Origin of the sequence: Marinicauda salina (genome assembly GCF_003122085.1) — a bacterium.
Lineage (GTDB): Bacteria > Pseudomonadota > Alphaproteobacteria > Caulobacterales > Maricaulaceae > Maricicauda_A > Maricicauda_A salina.
On record NZ_QEXV01000003.1, the window covers coordinates 603,043 to 617,667 of the forward strand.

Consider the following 14,625-nt stretch of genomic DNA (forward strand, 5'->3'; position numbering starts at 1 on the left):
GCCGGCTACTCCCGCCGCAAGATCTTCTCGGTGAAGAGCGAGCCCCACCAGCTCGCCATGAAGCCCTCATGGCAGGCTTCGCGATCGTACTCGGTGCGCACCCACTCCATGAAGTCGATCGGCTCGCGCGCGTTGCGTTCCCGGTAGAGCTCGAAGAAATGGTCGAGCATGCCGGTCTTGCCTTGCTTCATGTGGCCGTACTTGAGCGAGAGCTGGTCGAGGGCGTCCTCGAGCGGGGCCTTTTCGTAGAGCAGCTTGTAGAGCGCGGCGACGATGCCGGCGCGGTCGGCCCCCGACTTGCAGTGCATGAAGGCGGGATAGTCTATCGTGCGGAACACCTCGTCGAGCTGTTCGATGCGCTCCACATACGGCGCCTCCCGGGAGCCCCAGGGCAGGTCGACGATCGCGAGGCCGTGCTTCTTCGCCGCCCAGTGCTCGAGTTCGTAGTAATGCCGACCCGTCTGGAAGCCGCGCAGATTGAGGATCGTCCGGAAGCCGTGCCGGGCGAGTTCGCCGATGCGCGCCGGGCTCGGCTGGTTGCCGCGCCACATCTCGCCGCCGACATGGCGGAAATTCTTGAACGCCAGCCGCAGGACGCCGTGATCGCCCCACATCAGGCCGCGCATCGCGCGCCGGTAATCGACCGGATCGTCGAGATCGTAACTCATGACCGAGGCCTCATAGGCGCCCGGACGGCGTCAGGCAACCGCGGCGCGCGCTTGACGCGGCGGCCGGGGGCGGCGAGCAAGTGGCCGTCATGTTGAAGGCGCTGCTCAATTCCGGCCCCGTGCAGACCGCGATCGCGGCGCTGCTGGCGGGCTATATGAGCCTGGTCAAGCACACCACGCGCTGGGAGGTCCGCGGGCGGGAGAACATCGAGCCGATCTGGAGGAGCGGCGAAGGCGTCATCGGCTGCGTCTGGCACGGCCGCATCCTGATGACCATCGCCGCCTGGCCGAAGACCGTTCAGCCGCCGGCGATCCTGATCTCGCGTTCGCGCGAGGGCGACGTGGTCACCCGCGTCGCCGAGTTTCACGATATCGGCGTGGTCCGCGGCTCGTCGCGCAACCGGAAGAAGACCAAGCAGAAGGGCGGGCTGACGGCGTTCCGGGAGATGGACCGCCATGTCCGCTCGGGCGGCTGCATGGCGATGACGCCGGACGGGCCGCGCGGCCCGCGCATGCATGCGGGCATGGGCGCAGTGAAGCTCGCCCGCGCCTCCGGCGCGCCGTTGGCGCCGCTCGGATGGACGACGCGCTGGCGCATCGTCTTCAACTCCTGGGACCGTTTCGTCCTGCCCCTGCCCTTTTCCCGCGGCGTCATCGTCTGGGGCGAACCCGTCCGCGTGGCCCGCGACGCCGACGCCGCCGCCATCGAGCACGCGCGCGCCCAGCTCGAGGCGCGCCTCGTCGCCGCCAACCAGGAGGCCGAGCGCGCCTGCGGCGTCGATGTCATCGATCCCGCGCCGATGGAGCCGAACGAGGCGAGCCCCGCCGCGGAGCCGGCCTCGTGAGCCTGCCGTTCGGCCTGCGCCTCTACTGCGCCGGCACGGCGCTGGCCGCCCCGCTGGCCCCGCTGGCGCTGGCCCGCCGGGCCGACCGCGGCAAGGAGGACCCCGCCCGCATCGACGAACGCAAGGGGGTGGCGAGCGCGCCGCGGCCCGAGGGCCGGCTCGCCTGGATCCACGCCGCCAGCGTCGGCGAGAGCCTCGTCGGCCTCACCCTCGCCCGCGCGCTGACCGACGCCGAGCCGAACCTCGAAGTGCTGCTCACCTCGGGCACGCGGACCTCGGCCGAGCTCGTCGCCGACCGGCTGCCGGATCGCACGCGCCACCAATACGCGCCGGTCGACGCCCCGGGCGCGGCGCGGCGCTTTATCGATCATTGGCGCCCCGACCTCGCCGTGTTCGTCGAGAGCGAACTCTGGCCCAACCTGCTGATCGAAACGGCGAAGTCCGGCGCGGCGACGGCGCTGGTCAATGCGCGCATGAACGCCGCCTCGCTGAAACGCTGGGGACGCTGGGAGGCGAGCGCGCGCCGCCTGCTCGGGGCCTTCGACTGGATCGGGGCGGCCGACCGGCGCACCGCCGAGGGGCTCTCCACGCTGGCGGGCCGCGAGGTGGGCGAGGTCGGCAATCTCAAGCTCGAGGCCGATCCGCCTCCACCCGACCCCGACGCGCTCGCCGCGGCCCGGGCGGCGATCGGCGACCGGCCGGTCTTCGTCGCCGCCAGCACGCACGAGGACGAGGAAGTCGAGCTCGCCGCCGCGCATCTGCGCCTGCGGCGCGACCATCCCGACGCGCTGATGATCCTCGCTCCGCGCCATCCCGAACGCGCCGAGGCCGTCGCCGAGATCCTCCAGCTCGCCGGACTGACCTTCGCGCGCCGCTCCGCCGGCGAGACGCCGGCGCCCGACACGGCGGTCTGGCTCGCCGACACGCTGGGCGAGATGGGGCTGTGGTTCGCGCTCACCCCGGCGGCCTTCATCGCCGGCAGTCTCGTCGAGGCCATCGGGGGCCATAATCCGGTCGAGGCCACGCGCGCCGGCGCGGCGGTGATCACCGGCCCGCATGTCGATAGCTTCGCCGACGTCTATGCGACCTACCGCGCGACCGGCGCGGTCGCCGTCGCCTCCGACGCCGCGGCCATCGCCGCGGCGGTCGAGCAGATCTGGGCGGGCGGGGACCCGACGCCGGAAGCCGGCCTGGCCGCGTTGGAGCGCCTGTCCGGCGACGCGCTCGAGACCACCGTGGAAGCGCTGCGCGGCCTGCTGAACCGGGAGCGCGAATCATGAGGCCGCCGGCCTTCTGGGACGCCGACGCGCCGCGCGGCTCGGCGCGCCTGACCCGCGCCCTGCTGGCGCCGGCCTCGGCGGTCTACGCCTGGGCGACGGCGCGCCGCATCGCGCGCACGAGGCCGGCGCGCGCGCCGGTTCCGGTAATCTGCGTCGGCAATCTCACGCTCGGCGGGACGGGCAAGACACCCGTGGCGCGGGCGCTCCTGGAGATCGCCCGCGATCAGGGCCGGTCGCCGGCCGCGCTCAGCCGCGGCTGGCGGGGGCGATTGAAGGGCCCGGTCATGGTCGATCCGGCGCTCCACACGGCCGCCGATGTCGGCGACGAGCCGCTGCTGCTCGCCGCGACCGCGCCGACCGTGGTCTCGCGCGACCGGCCCGCGGGCGCGCGCTTGGCGGCGGAACATGGCGCCGACCTGGTCGTGATGGACGACGGCCACCAGAACCCGACGCTCGCCAAGGATCTCTCGATCGTCGTCGTCGACGGCGAGACGGGATGGGGCGCGGGCCGGGTCTTCCCCGCCGGCCCGCTGCGCGAGCCGGTCGCGGCGGGCCTCGCCCGCGCCGACGCCGTCGTCGTCATGGTCAGGAACAAGGACGACAGGCCCGACTATGCCGGCCTCGGGCTCGCCGAGCTCGACATCCCCGTCCTGACCGCCTGGCTCGAACCGGCCGCGCCGCCTCCGGACGGCCCGCTCGTCGCCTTCGCCGGCATCGGCCGGCCGCAGAAATTCTACGACGCGCTCGCCGCGCAAGGCGGCGAGCTGGCCGAGGTGGCGAGCTTTCCCGACCATCACGCCTTCACGCGACGCGAGATCGATGCGCTGACCGATCTCGCCGAGGCTCATGACGCCCGCCTGATCACCACGGAGAAGGACTGGGTCCGCCTCCCCGCCGACGCGCGCGAACGGGTCGCCGCCTGGCCGGTGCGCGCCGTTTTCGCCGAGCCGGCGCGGATCGCCGATCTCGTCGCCGACGCCCGCCCCCGCGTGGACGCGGCGCGCGAGCAAGGCTAGACCGAGGCTCATGACGTCGTTGCTGCAGAATCTGGGCTGGCGCGCCGAGGCGCTGGGCTGGGACGCCTACCAGGGGCTGTTCCGCTCGATGGGGCTCGAACGCGCCAGCGACGCCGGCGCGCGCCTGCTCAGAATGCTGGGGCCGAGAACGAAGCCCCACCACATCGCGCGCGTGAACATGCAGATCGCGTTTCCCGACGCGCATCCGCGCGAGCTCGACCAGCTGCTCGACCGGATGTGGGACAATTTCGGCCGGCTCGCCGGCGAATTTCCCAACCTGCATCGCTTCGACCTCTCGCCCGACAGCGAGCATGTCGAGTTCCACGGCCGCGAGGTGCTCGAGGAGATGCAGCGCACCGGCCAGCCGGCGGTGCTGATCTCGGGGCATCTGGCGAACTGGGAGCTGATGCCGGCCATGATCATGCGGCATCTGCCGACCTGCCGGATCACCTATCGCCACGCCAACAACCCGTTCATCGACCGGCGCATCGTCGACCAGCGCGAGGCCTACGGCGTGAAGATATTCGCGCCCAAGGGCGGGCTCGGCGCCAAGGAGATCATGAAGGCGCTGGGCGAGGGCCACTCGGTGGCGCTGCTCAACGATCAGAAGATGAATGACGGGATCGCCGCGCCCTTCTTCGGCCGCGAGGCGATGACCGCCTCGGGCCCGGCGCGCATGGCGCTGCGCTTCCGCGTGCCCCTGCTGCCGATGTCGGTTCGCCGCATCGAGGGCGTGCGCTTCCGCATGCAGGTCCACGAGCCGATCGAGCTGCCGGAAGGGCAGGGCCCCGAGGCCGTCCGCGAGACCGTGACGCGGATCAACCGCTTCATGGAGGATCGCATCAACGAGGCGCCGGCGCAGTGGTTCTGGGTCCACCGCCGCTTCGACAAGGCGATCTATCGCGGCGCTGAGAGCTGAAGGTCCAGCGTCGTCGCCGGGTCGATATAGCGGCCGCGCCACTTGATCCGCCAGTCGACATGAGCCCCGGTCGAGCGCCCGCCCGAACCGATCTCGCCGATCTTCTGACCCTGCTCGACGACGTCGCCGACCGCGACGTCGACCGCGCCGAGATGCAGGAAGGCGCTGGTGAAGCCTTGGCCGTGGTCGATGAAGATGAGCCCGCCCTCGAAATACATGTCGTCGTCGGCGAGCGTGACGATCCCGCTCGCAGGCGCATGGACCGGCGTCCCGTCGGCGGCGGCGACGTCGAGGCCGTAATGGGGCCGGCGCGGCTCGCCGTTATAGACGCGCTGCGAGCCGTAGACGCCGGTGATCGGACCGTCGGCGGGCATGGCGAAACCGTCGAGAAAACCGCGGCCGGACCATTGCGAGGTATAGGCCTCCGACTTCACCGCGCCCTCGCGGCGGATGCGCTCGAGCGTCTCCGGCGGCGGGGTGACGTATTCCGGCGGCACGCCGTCGATGCGCTGGATGTCGTACTCGCGCTGGGCGACGGAGACTGTCTCCTCGTAGACAACCTCGTCCCCGCTCGCCACGCGCAAAGTCGTCTCGGCTTCGGCGTCGCGGTCATGGCCGAGGACCACCCAGCCGTTCTCGTCTGCGGTCACGGCGACGTCGCCCAGGCTCACCTCGGCGCCCGGCGCCGTCCGGCAGATCAGCGCCGCGCCCTGCCTGTGTTCGCCCGCGCACGCGATCGGCGCTTCGGGCGCGGCCGGCGCTTCGGCGGCGACCGCCGCGCCCTGGAGCAGAAGTCCCGCGAGAATCTCGATCATGACGCCCTTTTCGATCCCGGTCCGCCGTGAACCTCCAGCCAGCGCTTCGTCGCCGCGTCGGCGTCGCGATAGGCTTCCTGGAGCTCCGCGCTCCAATAGCGCAGCGCGTTTAAGGGAATCCTTTCGCCAGTGACCGCGCACGTGACGTACGCGCCGGGCTTGAGGATGAGATAGTCCGCGTCACCGTATTCGAGGTGCGCCTCGCCGGTGAACTCGCGATCGAATTCGTTCATGGAATGGCTCGTCCCTGACATGAGCGGAAAGCTAGCACGGGCCGGCCGCGCCTAGAACAGGTCGCCCTGCTCCGGCGGCGGCGTTTTCGCGCGTCGCGCCGGCGTTCGCGGCGCCGGCCGGGCGGGTCCGCCGCCCTCGCCGATCACCGCGGGCCGCTCGCCGTCGGCGAATTGCAGCGACACCGCCTGGCCGTCGTTGAGCGCCTTCGCCTCGCGCACCAGCCGGCCGTCGGCGTCCTTGACCATTGCGAAGCCGCGCTTGAGCACGTTCCTGTGCGACAGCGACTCCAGCCGGGCGCCCAGCGCGGCGAGATCGCGGCGGCGCGCGTCGAGCCGGCGTTCGAAGGCCGGCCGGGCGCGTGCGGCGGCCTGCTCGAGACGCCGGGCCTGCTGGTCGAGATCGCGCCTGAGCGCGGCGGGGCGCAGACCGGCGGAGGCGCGGTCGAGCCGACCCTGCTGACGCTCCAGCCGCGCCCGGACGGCGAGACCCAGCCGCTCGCCGGCGTAATCGAGCCGCTGGCTCTTTTCGGCGATCATCTGGTCGGGGCGCGGCAGGGCGCGGGCCGCCGATTTCAGCTCGGAGGCCTTGCGCTCGATCCCGCGCATGAGCGCGGCGGCGAGCCGGCCGCCCACCCCCTCGACGCGCTCGACGAGCTCGCGCCGGACCGGCACGGCGATCTCGGCCGCGCCGGTGGGCGTGGGCGCGCGACGATCGCTGGCGTAGTCGATCAGCGTGGTGTCGGTCTCGTGGCCGACCGCGGAGATGAGCGGGATGTCGGACGCCGCCGCGGCGCGCACGACGATCTCCTCGTTGAACGCCCAGAGATCCTCGATCGAGCCGCCGCCTCGGGCGACGATCAGCGTGTCGGGGCGCGGAACCGGCCCGCCCTCCGGCAGCGCGTTGAAGCCTTCGATCGCCGCGGCGATCTGCTCGGCGGCCTTCTCGCCCTGGACCAGCACGGGCCAGAGCAGGACGTGGACGCCGAAGCGGTCCTCGAGCCGGTGGAGGATGTCGCGGATGACCGCGCCGGTCGGCGAGGTCACCACCCCGATCACCTCCGGCAGGAAGGGGATCGGGCGCTTGCGCGCCTCGGCGAACAGCCCCTCGGCGGCGAGCGCCTTCTTGCGCGCCTCCAGCAGCGCCATCAGCGCGCCCTCGCCGGCGGGCTCGAGGCGCTCGATGATGATCTGGTATTTCGACCGGCCCGGGAAGGTCGACAGCCGGCCCTCGGCGATCACCTCGAGGCCTTCCTCGGGGCGGAAGCCCAGCCCCGCCGCGACGCCCTTCCACACCACGCCGTCGATCACCGCGCGCTCGTCCTTGAGATCGAGATAGACATGGCCGGACTTGGCGACCGTCACGCGGCCGAGCTCGCCGCGCACGCGGACATGGCCGTAGGCGTCCTCGACCGTCCGCTTGAGCGCGCGGGACAGCTCGGAGACGGAGTATTCGGGAACGTTGGTCGCGGCGGCGTCTGACGGCGTCATGGCGCGGATGCTAAACCGGATTCGCCGCGAGGCCAGCCGCCGGGAACCGCCGCGGCTTGACGCCCGGCGCCCGCGCGGCGATCACGGCGTTTCGAAATCGACGGAGACCCCTCTTGAACATCCTCGTCATCGGATCCGGCGGGCGAGAGCACGCCCTGGCCTGGAAGATCGCGCAAAGCCCGCTCGCGGACACGGTCTGGTCGGCGCCCGGCAGCGCGGCGATGGACCGGATCGGGCCGTGCTTCGACGTCAAGGCCGACGATGTCGACGGGCTGGAGAAGCTGTGCCTGCAGATCGAGCCCGACCTGGTCGTCGTCGGTCCCGAGGCGCCGCTGGTCGCCGGGCTGGCCGACCGGCTGCGCGCGCGCGGCTTCGACGTGTTCGGCTGCTCGGGCGCGGCCGCGCAGCTCGAGGCCTCGAAGTCCTTCGCCAAGGAGATGATGGCGAAGTTCGACGTCCCCACCGCGCGTTACGGCCGCTTCACCGACGCGGCCGAGGCGAAGGCCTTCCTCGACGAGTTCGACGCGCCCTGGGTCCTCAAGGCCGACGGGCTGGCGGCGGGCAAGGGCGTCGTCATCGCCGAGGATCGCGCCGAGGCCGAGCGCGAGATCGACGCCATGCTCTCGGGCAAGTTCGGCGAGGCCTCGGCCTCGCTCGTCATCGAGGAATTCATGGAGGGCGAGGAGGCCAGCGTGTTCGTCCTCACCGACGGAAAGAACATGATCACGCTGCCGCCCGCCCAGGATCACAAGCGCGTCGGCGAGGGCGACACCGGGCCCAACACCGGCGGCATGGGCGCCTACGCCCCGGCGCCGGTGATGACCGACGCGCTGATGCGCCGGGTCGAGACCGAGATCGCCCGGCCGATGATCGACGGCATGGCCGACGAGGACTCGCCCTATCGCGGCGTCCTCTATATCGGCCTGATGATCACCGCCGAGGGGCCGAAGGTGGTCGAATTCAACTGCCGCTTCGGCGATCCCGAATGCCAGGTCCTGATGGCCCAGATGGAAGCCGACATCGTCCCGGCCCTGCTGGCGAGCGCGACCGGCGGCATGACGGAGCGCGAATACGCCAGCCTGCTGCCCGCCGAGGCCGATCCGGCGCCGACGGTCACCGTCGTGATGGCCGCCGAGGGCTATCCCGACGCCTATGCGAAGGGCTCGGTGATCCGCGGGCTGGAGGCCGCCGAGGCCTATGAAGGCGTGACCATCTTCCACGCCGGCACCGACCTGAACGACGCCGGCGAGACCATCGCCGCCGGCGGCCGGGTGCTCAACGTCACCGCTACCGGCGCGAGCCTGCGCGAGGCCGTTGACCGCGCCTACGCCGCCATCGATCTGATCAACTGGCCGGAAGGCTACTGCCGCCGCGACATCGCCTGGCGCGCGCTCGACTGACGGCGCCGGGGGTTTGACACCGCGCCGCCGAGCGGCCGAGATAGCGGTGAACAACGATCACTTTTCGGGGAGACCGGACATGAAACGCGTTCTGACCGCCTGCGCGGCCGCCATCGGGCTTTGCGCCGCCGCCTACGCCCAGGACGAGGCGCCGCTGCGCGTCATCCACGCCGGTCATCTCATCGCCGTGCCCGGCGAGGAGGCGCGCGAGGACGTCTCGATCCTCGTCCGCGGCGAGCGCATCGAGGCGATCGAGGACGGCTTCGTCACGCCCGAAGGCGCGGAGATCGTCGATCTGTCCGACGACTGGGTGATGCCCGGCTTCATCGACAGCCACGTCCACATCCTCTCCGAACTCGGCCCGGGTCGGCGCTTCCAGGCCTTCACCGACGACTCAGCCGATCTCGCGCTCGACGGCGCGCGCAACGCGCGCACGACGCTGATGGCAGGCTTCACGACGGTCCAGGACGTCGGCGGCGACTTCTCCGCCGTCACCGGCCTGCGCGACGCCATCGCGGCGGGCGACGTGATCGGCCCGCGCATGCGCGTCTCCGGCCCGGCGGTGACGCCCACCGGCGGCCATGCCGACATCAACGGGTTCAATCTCGAGGTGCTGCACTACTTCTCCAGCACCAGCGCCTGCGACGGCGCGGACGACTGCCGGCGCGCGGTGCGCGAGCTGGTGCGCGGCGGCGCGGACGTCATCAAGATCACGGCGACCGGCGGCGTGCTCTCCGACACGGCGGCCGGCGTCGAGCGGCAATTCTTCGACGACGAGCTCGAATCCATCGTCCAGGCCGCGCACATGATGGGCCGGCGGGTGACCGCCCACGCCCACGGCGAGACCGGCATCGACGCCTTCCTGCGCGCCGGCGGCGATTCGATCGAGCACGGCACCTATCTCGACGACGAGTCGATCCGTCTGTTCCGGCGCAACGACGCCTATCTCGTGCCCACCGCCATGGCCGGCGAGTACGTCTCGCAGATGGCCGAGACCGCCGAGTGGATGACCGACAACCAGCGCGCCAAGTCGCGCCAGGTCGGCCCGCAGATGCTCGACATGGTCCGCCAGGCCCACGAGGGCGGCGTGATGATCGCCTTCGGCACCGACTCCGGCGTCTCGCCGCACGGCGACAACGCCCGCGAGTTCGAGCTCTATGTCGAGGCGGGCATGACGCCCGCCGAGGCGATCCGGACCGCGACGGTGAACGCCTCGCGCCACGTCCAGATGGCCGACGCGATCGGGACGATCGAGACGGGCAAGTACGCCGACATCGTCGCCGTCGACGGCGATCCGCTCGCCGACATCTCGGAGCTGCGCGACGTCGACTTCGTGATGATCGGGGGAACGGTGGCGAAGAACGAGGAGTAGGTCGTTCTTCGAATCCCCGACCGACTCCGACCCTGATCGGCGCGGCCGGAACGTCGTCCCCCCACCCCGGCCCTCCCCCGAGGGGGAGGGAGAACAGGTGTTCGCGGGCCAATGCATCGCGGGGACGGGTGCGAGGGCCGCAACCCGACTCCCTCCCCTTGAGGGGAGGGTCGGGGTGGGGTGATATGACCGACCACGCACCAGCCTCCCGGCGAGTCAGAGACGCCGCCTGCAGCCCGCAAAGTAGACGATCATGTCCGAACTCGACGCCCAGTTCTCCGGCACCAAGGACGTCGCCGACGCCCTGAAATTCGATCAGGCCGGCCTCGAGCGCTGGATGGCGGCGAACGTCGACGGCTATGAGGGACCCCTCACCGTCTCCCAGTTCCGCGGCGGCCAGTCGAACCCGACCTACAAGCTCACCACGCCGGGCCGCGAATACGTGCTCAGGCGCAAGCCGCCGGGCAAGCTGCTGCCGTCGGCCCACGCCGTCGACCGTGAGTTCAAGGTGATGGACGCGCTGGGAGGGGTCGATTTCCCGGTCCCGACCATGCACGGGCTGTGCGAGGACGAGAGCGTCGTCGGCACGGCCTTCTACGTCATGGACTTCGTCGAGGGCCGGATCTTCTGGGATCCCTACCTGCCCGATCTCGACAAGGCCGAGCGCCGGGCGATCTACGACGCCTCCAACAAGACGCTCGCGGATCTCCACTCGGTCGACTACGAGGCCATCGGGCTCGGCGATTACGGCAAGCCGGGCAACTATTTCCAGCGCCAGATCGGCCGCTGGACGAAGCAGTACAAGGCCGCCGAGACCGAGACCATCGAGGCCATGGACCGGCTCATCGAGTGGCTGCCCGAGAACGCCCCGGAGCAGGACCGCACGTCGATCGTCCACGGCGACTATCGCCTCGACAACCTGATCTTCCACCCGACCGAGCCCCGGGTCGTCGCGGTGCTCGACTGGGAGCTGTCCACGCTGGGCGATCCGCTGGCCGACTTCACCTACCAGCTGATGCAGTGGCGCACGCCCAAGGACATCCGCTCGGGCTTCCTCGGCGTCGATCTCGAGGCGCTGGGCATCCCGACCGAAGACGAGTACGTCGCCGCCTATTGCGAGCGCACCGGCCGCGACGGCCTCGACCAGCTCGATTTCTATTTCGCCTACAACATCTTCCGGCTCGCCGGCATCGCCCAGGGCGTCTATGCCCGCGCCATGCAGGGCAACGCCTCGAACGAGCGCGCGAAGGAGCTCGGCGCGCTGGTCCGGCCGATGGCGGACTATGCGTGGGGAATGGTGAAGGCGTAGGCGCGCGGCCTCCCATCCTTCGAGGCCCGGCTGATGCCAGGCGCCTCAGGATGAGGGTGAGTCTTGTACAACAGTTCGGCCGGACGATTCCCTCATCCTGAGGTGCGAGCCGCAGGCGAGCCTCGAAGGATGCGACGCGAGACGCCCCTACCCGCCCAGATGGCCGAGGAAGGGCGCGAGCAGCGCCAACCCCATCGCCGCCTCGAAGCCGACGCTGAAGACGTTGTAGCCGGTGCGTGTGTCCCGGCCGGCGTCCAGCGCGAGCGAAACGATGCGCCCGACCGCCATGCCGAACCAGTAGAGCGACGCGGCGAAGCTCGCCCCGATCACCGAACCGGCGCCGGCCTGGAAGCTCATCGCCAGCGTGAGCAGAACGGCGGCGTGGACGAAAAGGAACCCGCCGCCATAGGAGGCGCGGAACTCCGCCCAGCCGCCCTTCCAGCGCGGATCGGGCGCGAGTCGGACGACTCCCTGGCCCCAGCGCGGCACGGCGAGGCTTGCCGCGCCCATGACGGCGCCGATGAGCGCCGCGCCGGCGGCGATGTACCAGCTTGTCGGCCAATCCAGCATGACGGCGACTCCCGCGTTGGATTCTGAATCATCTTACGCGGGCGGCGACGGCGCGGATCAGGGGGACGGCCGTCGGTGCGTTCGAGAGGCCTGCGGCGAACTGATGACCGCCGCCTTCCTCCCCCACCCCGTCCCTCCCCCGCAAGCGGGGGAGGGAGATCAGGCCGAGCCCGTCATGGGCCGCAGAAGACTCCCTCCCCTTGAGGGGAGGGTCGGGGTGGGGTGAGTGAAATCCCGGACGCGCCGAAGGCGCGATCCGGGACCTCTCGGAGATAGCCCTCTCGAAGGCCCCGGCTCTCCCTCCGGTCGGCCGGGGTTTCACGAGGCCCTCATCCTGAGGGCCCCGATCCCCGTCCTTCGAGACGCTCGCTTTGCTCGCTCCTCAGGATGAGGGGATCGGGGCGTCTCGAAGGACGAGGGCCGTGCGGGCAGAATATCGCCGCCTAACCCTCGTTCAGCCAGCGCTTGGCCTCGAGGCGGGCGATGGTGCGCTCGTGGACCTCGTCGGGCCCGTCGGCGAGCCTGAGCGTGCGGATGCCGGCATAGGACGAAGCCAGCGGGAAGTCGTCGGAGACCCCGCCGCCGCCATGGGCCTGGATGGCGTCGTCGATGACCTGGAGCGCCATGCGCGGGGCGGCGACCTTGATCATGGCGATCTCGCCGCGCGCGGCCTTGTTGCCGACCGTGTCCATCATCCAGGCGGCCTTCAGCGTCAAAAGCCGGCTCTGCTCGATCTCGATGCGCGCCTTCGCGATGCGGTGCTCCCAGATCGAGTGCTTGATGATCGGCTTGCCGAAGGCCTCGCGGCTCATCGCCCGCTTGACCAGGAGCTCGAGCGCGCGCTCGGCTGCGCCGATGGTGCGCATGCAGTGATGAATCCGGCCCGGGCCGAGCCGGCCCTGGGCGATCTCGAAGCCGCGCCCCTCGCCGAGGATCATGTTCGCCGCCGGCACGCGGACATTATCGAGCAAGACCTCCATGTGGCCGTGGGGCGCGTCGTCATAGCCGAAGACCGGCAGGTGGCGCTCGATCTTCACGCCCTTCGCATCCGCCGGCACCAGGATCATCGACTGCTGGCGATAGGTCTCCGCGTCCGGGTCGGTCTTGCCCATCAGGATATAGACCTTGCAGCGGGGGTCGCCCGCGCCGGAGCTCCACCACTTGCGCCCGTTGATGACGTACTCGTCGCCGTCGCGGGTGATCGAGCACTCGATATTCGTCGCGTCCGACGAGGCCACGGCCGGCTCGGTCATCAGGAAGGCCGAGCGGATCTCGCCGGCGAGGAGAGGTTCGAGCCACTGCGCCTGCTGCTCGGGCGAGCCGTAGCGGGCGATCACCTCCATGTTGCCGGTGTCGGGCGCGGCGCAGTTGAACACCTCCGAGGCCCAGGGCACGCGGCCCATCTCCTCGGCGAGCGGGGCGTAGTCGGCGTTGGACAGCCCGGCGCCGCGGTCGTCGTCGGGCAGGAAGAGGTTCCACAGCCCCTCGGCTTTCGCCTTGGCCTTGAGGTCCTCGATGATCTGCGGGACCCGCCAGCGATCCGCGCCGAAGGCGCGCATCTGCTCGTGATAGGTCTTCTCGTTGGGATAGACGTGCGCGTCCATGAAGGCGCGCACGCGCCTGAGATAGTCCTTGCACACGTCGGAATATTCGAAGTTCACGGAAGAGCCTCCCCGGCCGAACGCGGTTCGTCGTTTCGGTTATCTTGGACGATCCCGCCGCTGATTCCACCCGCGACATGACGTCATTTCTCATTCTGCTGAGCGTGCTCGGCACCGCGTTCCTCTCGGCCGTGTTCGGCATGGCCGGCGGGCTCATTCTCATGGGCGTGCTCGCCGCCCTGCTGCCGGTCTCCACGGCGATGGTCACGCACGGCGCGGTGCAGAGCGTGTCCAACGGCTGGCGCGCCATCCTGCTCAGGCGCTTCATCCTGTGGCGCGCGCTGGGGATCTACGCGATCGGCGCGGCGATCGCGGCGGCGGGGCTGGCGAGCGTGTCGGTCATCCTGCCGCGCGCCTGGCTGTTCATCGTGCTGGGGCTGGTTCCCGCCCTCGTCTGGCTGCCAAAGGAGCGGCTGCATCTCGACGCCCGACGGCCCGCGCATGCGGTCGCCTGCGGCTTCCTCGTGACCGGGCTCAACGTCGTCGCCGGCGTGTCGGGGCCGTTGCTCGACGTCTTCTTCCAGAACGCCGAGGCCGACCGGCGCGCGATCGTGGCGACCAAGGCGGCCACCCAGGTCGCCGCTCACGGCGTGAAGATCGCCTACTATGTCGGCCCGGCGCTGGCCGCCGGCGTCGGTCCGCCGGTGTGGTTGCTCGCGGCCGCCGCGCCGCTGGCGATCCTCGGCACGACGCTCGGATCGCGCGTCCTGCACCGGCTGAGCGACGCGGATTTCCGGAACTGGACGAAACGCATCGTGACGGCGATCGGCGCGATCTACATCATGCGGGGCCTGATCCTGCTCGCCGGCTAGGAGTTCGACGTGCCCATGTACATCATCGAGTCCAGGCGTCAGGGCGGCTGCTTCGAGGGCTGCGCGGGCGTGTTCGCCTTCGCCGGCTGGCTCACCGCCGTCATCCGCGACGTCATGGCCGCGAAATGGCTGTGGCTGATCTTCGACGTGGCGCTGGCGCCGCTGGGCGCGATCCGGGGCTGGCTGATGTGGTTCGGGCTGGCCTGAGCAACGTCCCGGCTTGACCGACTCGGGCCC

At 70.8% G+C, this 14,625-nt stretch carries 15 protein-coding genes; 9 read left to right on the top strand and 6 right to left on the bottom strand.

Features of this window, described 5'->3' with window-relative positions; genetic code table 11:
- Positions 1 to 5: 5 nt before the first annotated feature.
- Positions 6 to 668 (bottom strand): fused DSP-PTPase phosphatase/NAD kinase-like protein, encoded by a 663-nt coding sequence (locus DDZ18_RS08515; protein WP_109252922.1) that lies wholly within the window; start codon positions 666 to 668, stop codon positions 6 to 8.
- Positions 669 to 757: 89 nt separating this feature from the next.
- Here DDZ18_RS08515 and DDZ18_RS14130 point away from each other — a divergent pair, with 89 nt between their 5' ends.
- From DDZ18_RS14130 to DDZ18_RS08535, 4 genes are read left to right on the top strand one after another with little or no spacing between them, the layout of a single operon-like run.
- Positions 758 to 1,513: a lysophospholipid acyltransferase family protein gene (locus tag DDZ18_RS14130; RefSeq protein ID WP_109252923.1), complete on the top strand. Its 756-nt coding sequence runs from the start codon at positions 758 to 760 to the stop codon at positions 1,511 to 1,513.
- The gene (locus DDZ18_RS08525; protein ID WP_233245771.1) at positions 1,510 to 2,793 is read left to right on the top strand and encodes a 3-deoxy-D-manno-octulosonic acid transferase; all 1,284 of its coding nucleotides are present in this window, start codon (positions 1,510 to 1,512) and stop codon (positions 2,791 to 2,793) included. Before DDZ18_RS14130 ends, DDZ18_RS08525 begins: the two co-directional genes overlap by 4 nt.
- Positions 2,790 to 3,809 (top strand): tetraacyldisaccharide 4'-kinase, encoded by a 1,020-nt coding sequence (lpxK, locus tag DDZ18_RS08530; RefSeq protein WP_109252925.1) that lies wholly within the window; start codon positions 2,790 to 2,792, stop codon positions 3,807 to 3,809. Before DDZ18_RS08525 ends, lpxK begins: the two co-directional genes overlap by 4 nt.
- Positions 3,810 to 3,819: 10 nt before the next feature.
- The gene (locus tag DDZ18_RS08535) at positions 3,820 to 4,728 is read left to right on the top strand and encodes a lysophospholipid acyltransferase family protein (RefSeq protein ID WP_109252926.1); all 909 of its coding nucleotides are present in this window, start codon (positions 3,820 to 3,822) and stop codon (positions 4,726 to 4,728) included.
- Here the strand turns inward: DDZ18_RS08535 and DDZ18_RS08540 are convergent.
- From DDZ18_RS08540 to xseA, 3 genes are read right to left on the bottom strand one after another with little or no spacing between them, the layout of a single operon-like run.
- Positions 4,707 to 5,543 (bottom strand): M23 family metallopeptidase, encoded by an 837-nt coding sequence (locus DDZ18_RS08540; RefSeq protein WP_109252927.1) that lies wholly within the window; start codon positions 5,541 to 5,543, stop codon positions 4,707 to 4,709. The two genes, DDZ18_RS08535 and DDZ18_RS08540, sit on opposite strands and share 22 nt — an antisense overlap.
- Positions 5,540 to 5,776 (bottom strand): DUF2093 domain-containing protein, encoded by a 237-nt coding sequence (locus tag DDZ18_RS08545; RefSeq protein ID WP_109252928.1) that lies wholly within the window; start codon positions 5,774 to 5,776, stop codon positions 5,540 to 5,542. The genes DDZ18_RS08540 and DDZ18_RS08545 overlap by 4 nt, the downstream gene beginning before the upstream one ends.
- 51 nt (positions 5,777 to 5,827) lie before the next feature.
- Entirely contained in the window at positions 5,828 to 7,264 is a 1,437-nt protein-coding gene (gene xseA / locus DDZ18_RS08550; RefSeq protein WP_109252929.1) for an exodeoxyribonuclease VII large subunit, read from the bottom strand.
- 113 nt (positions 7,265 to 7,377) lie between these two features.
- Between xseA and purD the strand changes: the two genes are divergently transcribed.
- From purD to DDZ18_RS08565, 3 genes are all read left to right on the top strand, one after another.
- Positions 7,378 to 8,664, top strand: a complete 1,287-nt coding sequence (purD, locus tag DDZ18_RS08555) for a phosphoribosylamine--glycine ligase (protein WP_109252930.1) — start codon at positions 7,378 to 7,380, stop codon at positions 8,662 to 8,664.
- A gap of 79 nt (positions 8,665 to 8,743) precedes the next feature.
- Complete coding sequence (locus tag DDZ18_RS08560) at positions 8,744 to 10,036, top strand: metal-dependent hydrolase family protein (protein WP_109252931.1); 1,293 nt, start codon at positions 8,744 to 8,746, stop codon at positions 10,034 to 10,036.
- Between the two features lie 253 nt (positions 10,037 to 10,289).
- Positions 10,290 to 11,345, top strand: a complete 1,056-nt coding sequence (locus DDZ18_RS08565) for a phosphotransferase (protein WP_109252932.1) — start codon at positions 10,290 to 10,292, stop codon at positions 11,343 to 11,345.
- A 147-nt stretch (positions 11,346 to 11,492) separates the two neighbouring features.
- On the opposite strand, the gene DDZ18_RS08570 is transcribed toward DDZ18_RS08565, so the two are convergent.
- Together DDZ18_RS08570 and DDZ18_RS08575 are read right to left on the bottom strand one after the other, a co-directional pair.
- Positions 11,493 to 11,915, bottom strand: a complete 423-nt coding sequence (locus DDZ18_RS08570; RefSeq protein WP_109252933.1) for a hypothetical protein — start codon at positions 11,913 to 11,915, stop codon at positions 11,493 to 11,495.
- 443 nt (positions 11,916 to 12,358) lie between these two features.
- Positions 12,359 to 13,576: an acyl-CoA dehydrogenase family protein gene (locus tag DDZ18_RS08575; RefSeq protein ID WP_109252934.1), complete on the bottom strand. Its 1,218-nt coding sequence runs from the start codon at positions 13,574 to 13,576 to the stop codon at positions 12,359 to 12,361.
- Positions 13,577 to 13,653: 77 nt separating this feature from the next.
- On the opposite strand from DDZ18_RS08575, the gene DDZ18_RS08580 reads away from it, so the two are divergent.
- Complete coding sequence (locus DDZ18_RS08580) at positions 13,654 to 14,388, top strand: TSUP family transporter (protein WP_109253104.1); 735 nt, start codon at positions 13,654 to 13,656, stop codon at positions 14,386 to 14,388.
- 15 nt (positions 14,389 to 14,403) lie between these two features.
- Positions 14,404 to 14,595 (top strand): hypothetical protein, encoded by a 192-nt coding sequence (locus tag DDZ18_RS08585; RefSeq protein ID WP_109252935.1) that lies wholly within the window; start codon positions 14,404 to 14,406, stop codon positions 14,593 to 14,595.
- Positions 14,596 to 14,625 lie beyond the last annotated feature (30 nt).

Coding starts and splice junctions, on each gene's coding strand:
- DDZ18_RS08545 (WP_109252928.1), bottom strand. CDS start 5,776: ATGAACGAATTCGATCGCGAGTTCACCGGCGAGGCGCACCTCGAATAC.
- DDZ18_RS08515 (WP_109252922.1), bottom strand. CDS start 668: ATGAGTTACGATCTCGACGATCCGGTCGATTACCGGCGCGCGATGCGC.
- DDZ18_RS08565 (WP_109252932.1), top strand. CDS start 10,290: ATGTCCGAACTCGACGCCCAGTTCTCCGGCACCAAGGACGTCGCCGAC.
- xseA (WP_109252929.1), bottom strand. CDS start 7,264: ATGACGCCGTCAGACGCCGCCGCGACCAACGTTCCCGAATACTCCGTC.
- lpxK (WP_109252925.1), top strand. CDS start 2,790: ATGAGGCCGCCGGCCTTCTGGGACGCCGACGCGCCGCGCGGCTCGGCG.
- DDZ18_RS14130 (WP_109252923.1), top strand. CDS start 758: ATGTTGAAGGCGCTGCTCAATTCCGGCCCCGTGCAGACCGCGATCGCG.
- DDZ18_RS08560 (WP_109252931.1), top strand. CDS start 8,744: ATGAAACGCGTTCTGACCGCCTGCGCGGCCGCCATCGGGCTTTGCGCC.
- DDZ18_RS08570 (WP_109252933.1), bottom strand. CDS start 11,915: ATGCTGGATTGGCCGACAAGCTGGTACATCGCCGCCGGCGCGGCGCTC.
- DDZ18_RS08535 (WP_109252926.1), top strand. CDS start 3,820: ATGACGTCGTTGCTGCAGAATCTGGGCTGGCGCGCCGAGGCGCTGGGC.
- DDZ18_RS08585 (WP_109252935.1), top strand. CDS start 14,404: ATGTACATCATCGAGTCCAGGCGTCAGGGCGGCTGCTTCGAGGGCTGC.
- DDZ18_RS08580 (WP_109253104.1), top strand. CDS start 13,654: ATGACGTCATTTCTCATTCTGCTGAGCGTGCTCGGCACCGCGTTCCTC.
- DDZ18_RS08540 (WP_109252927.1), bottom strand. CDS start 5,543: ATGATCGAGATTCTCGCGGGACTTCTGCTCCAGGGCGCGGCGGTCGCC.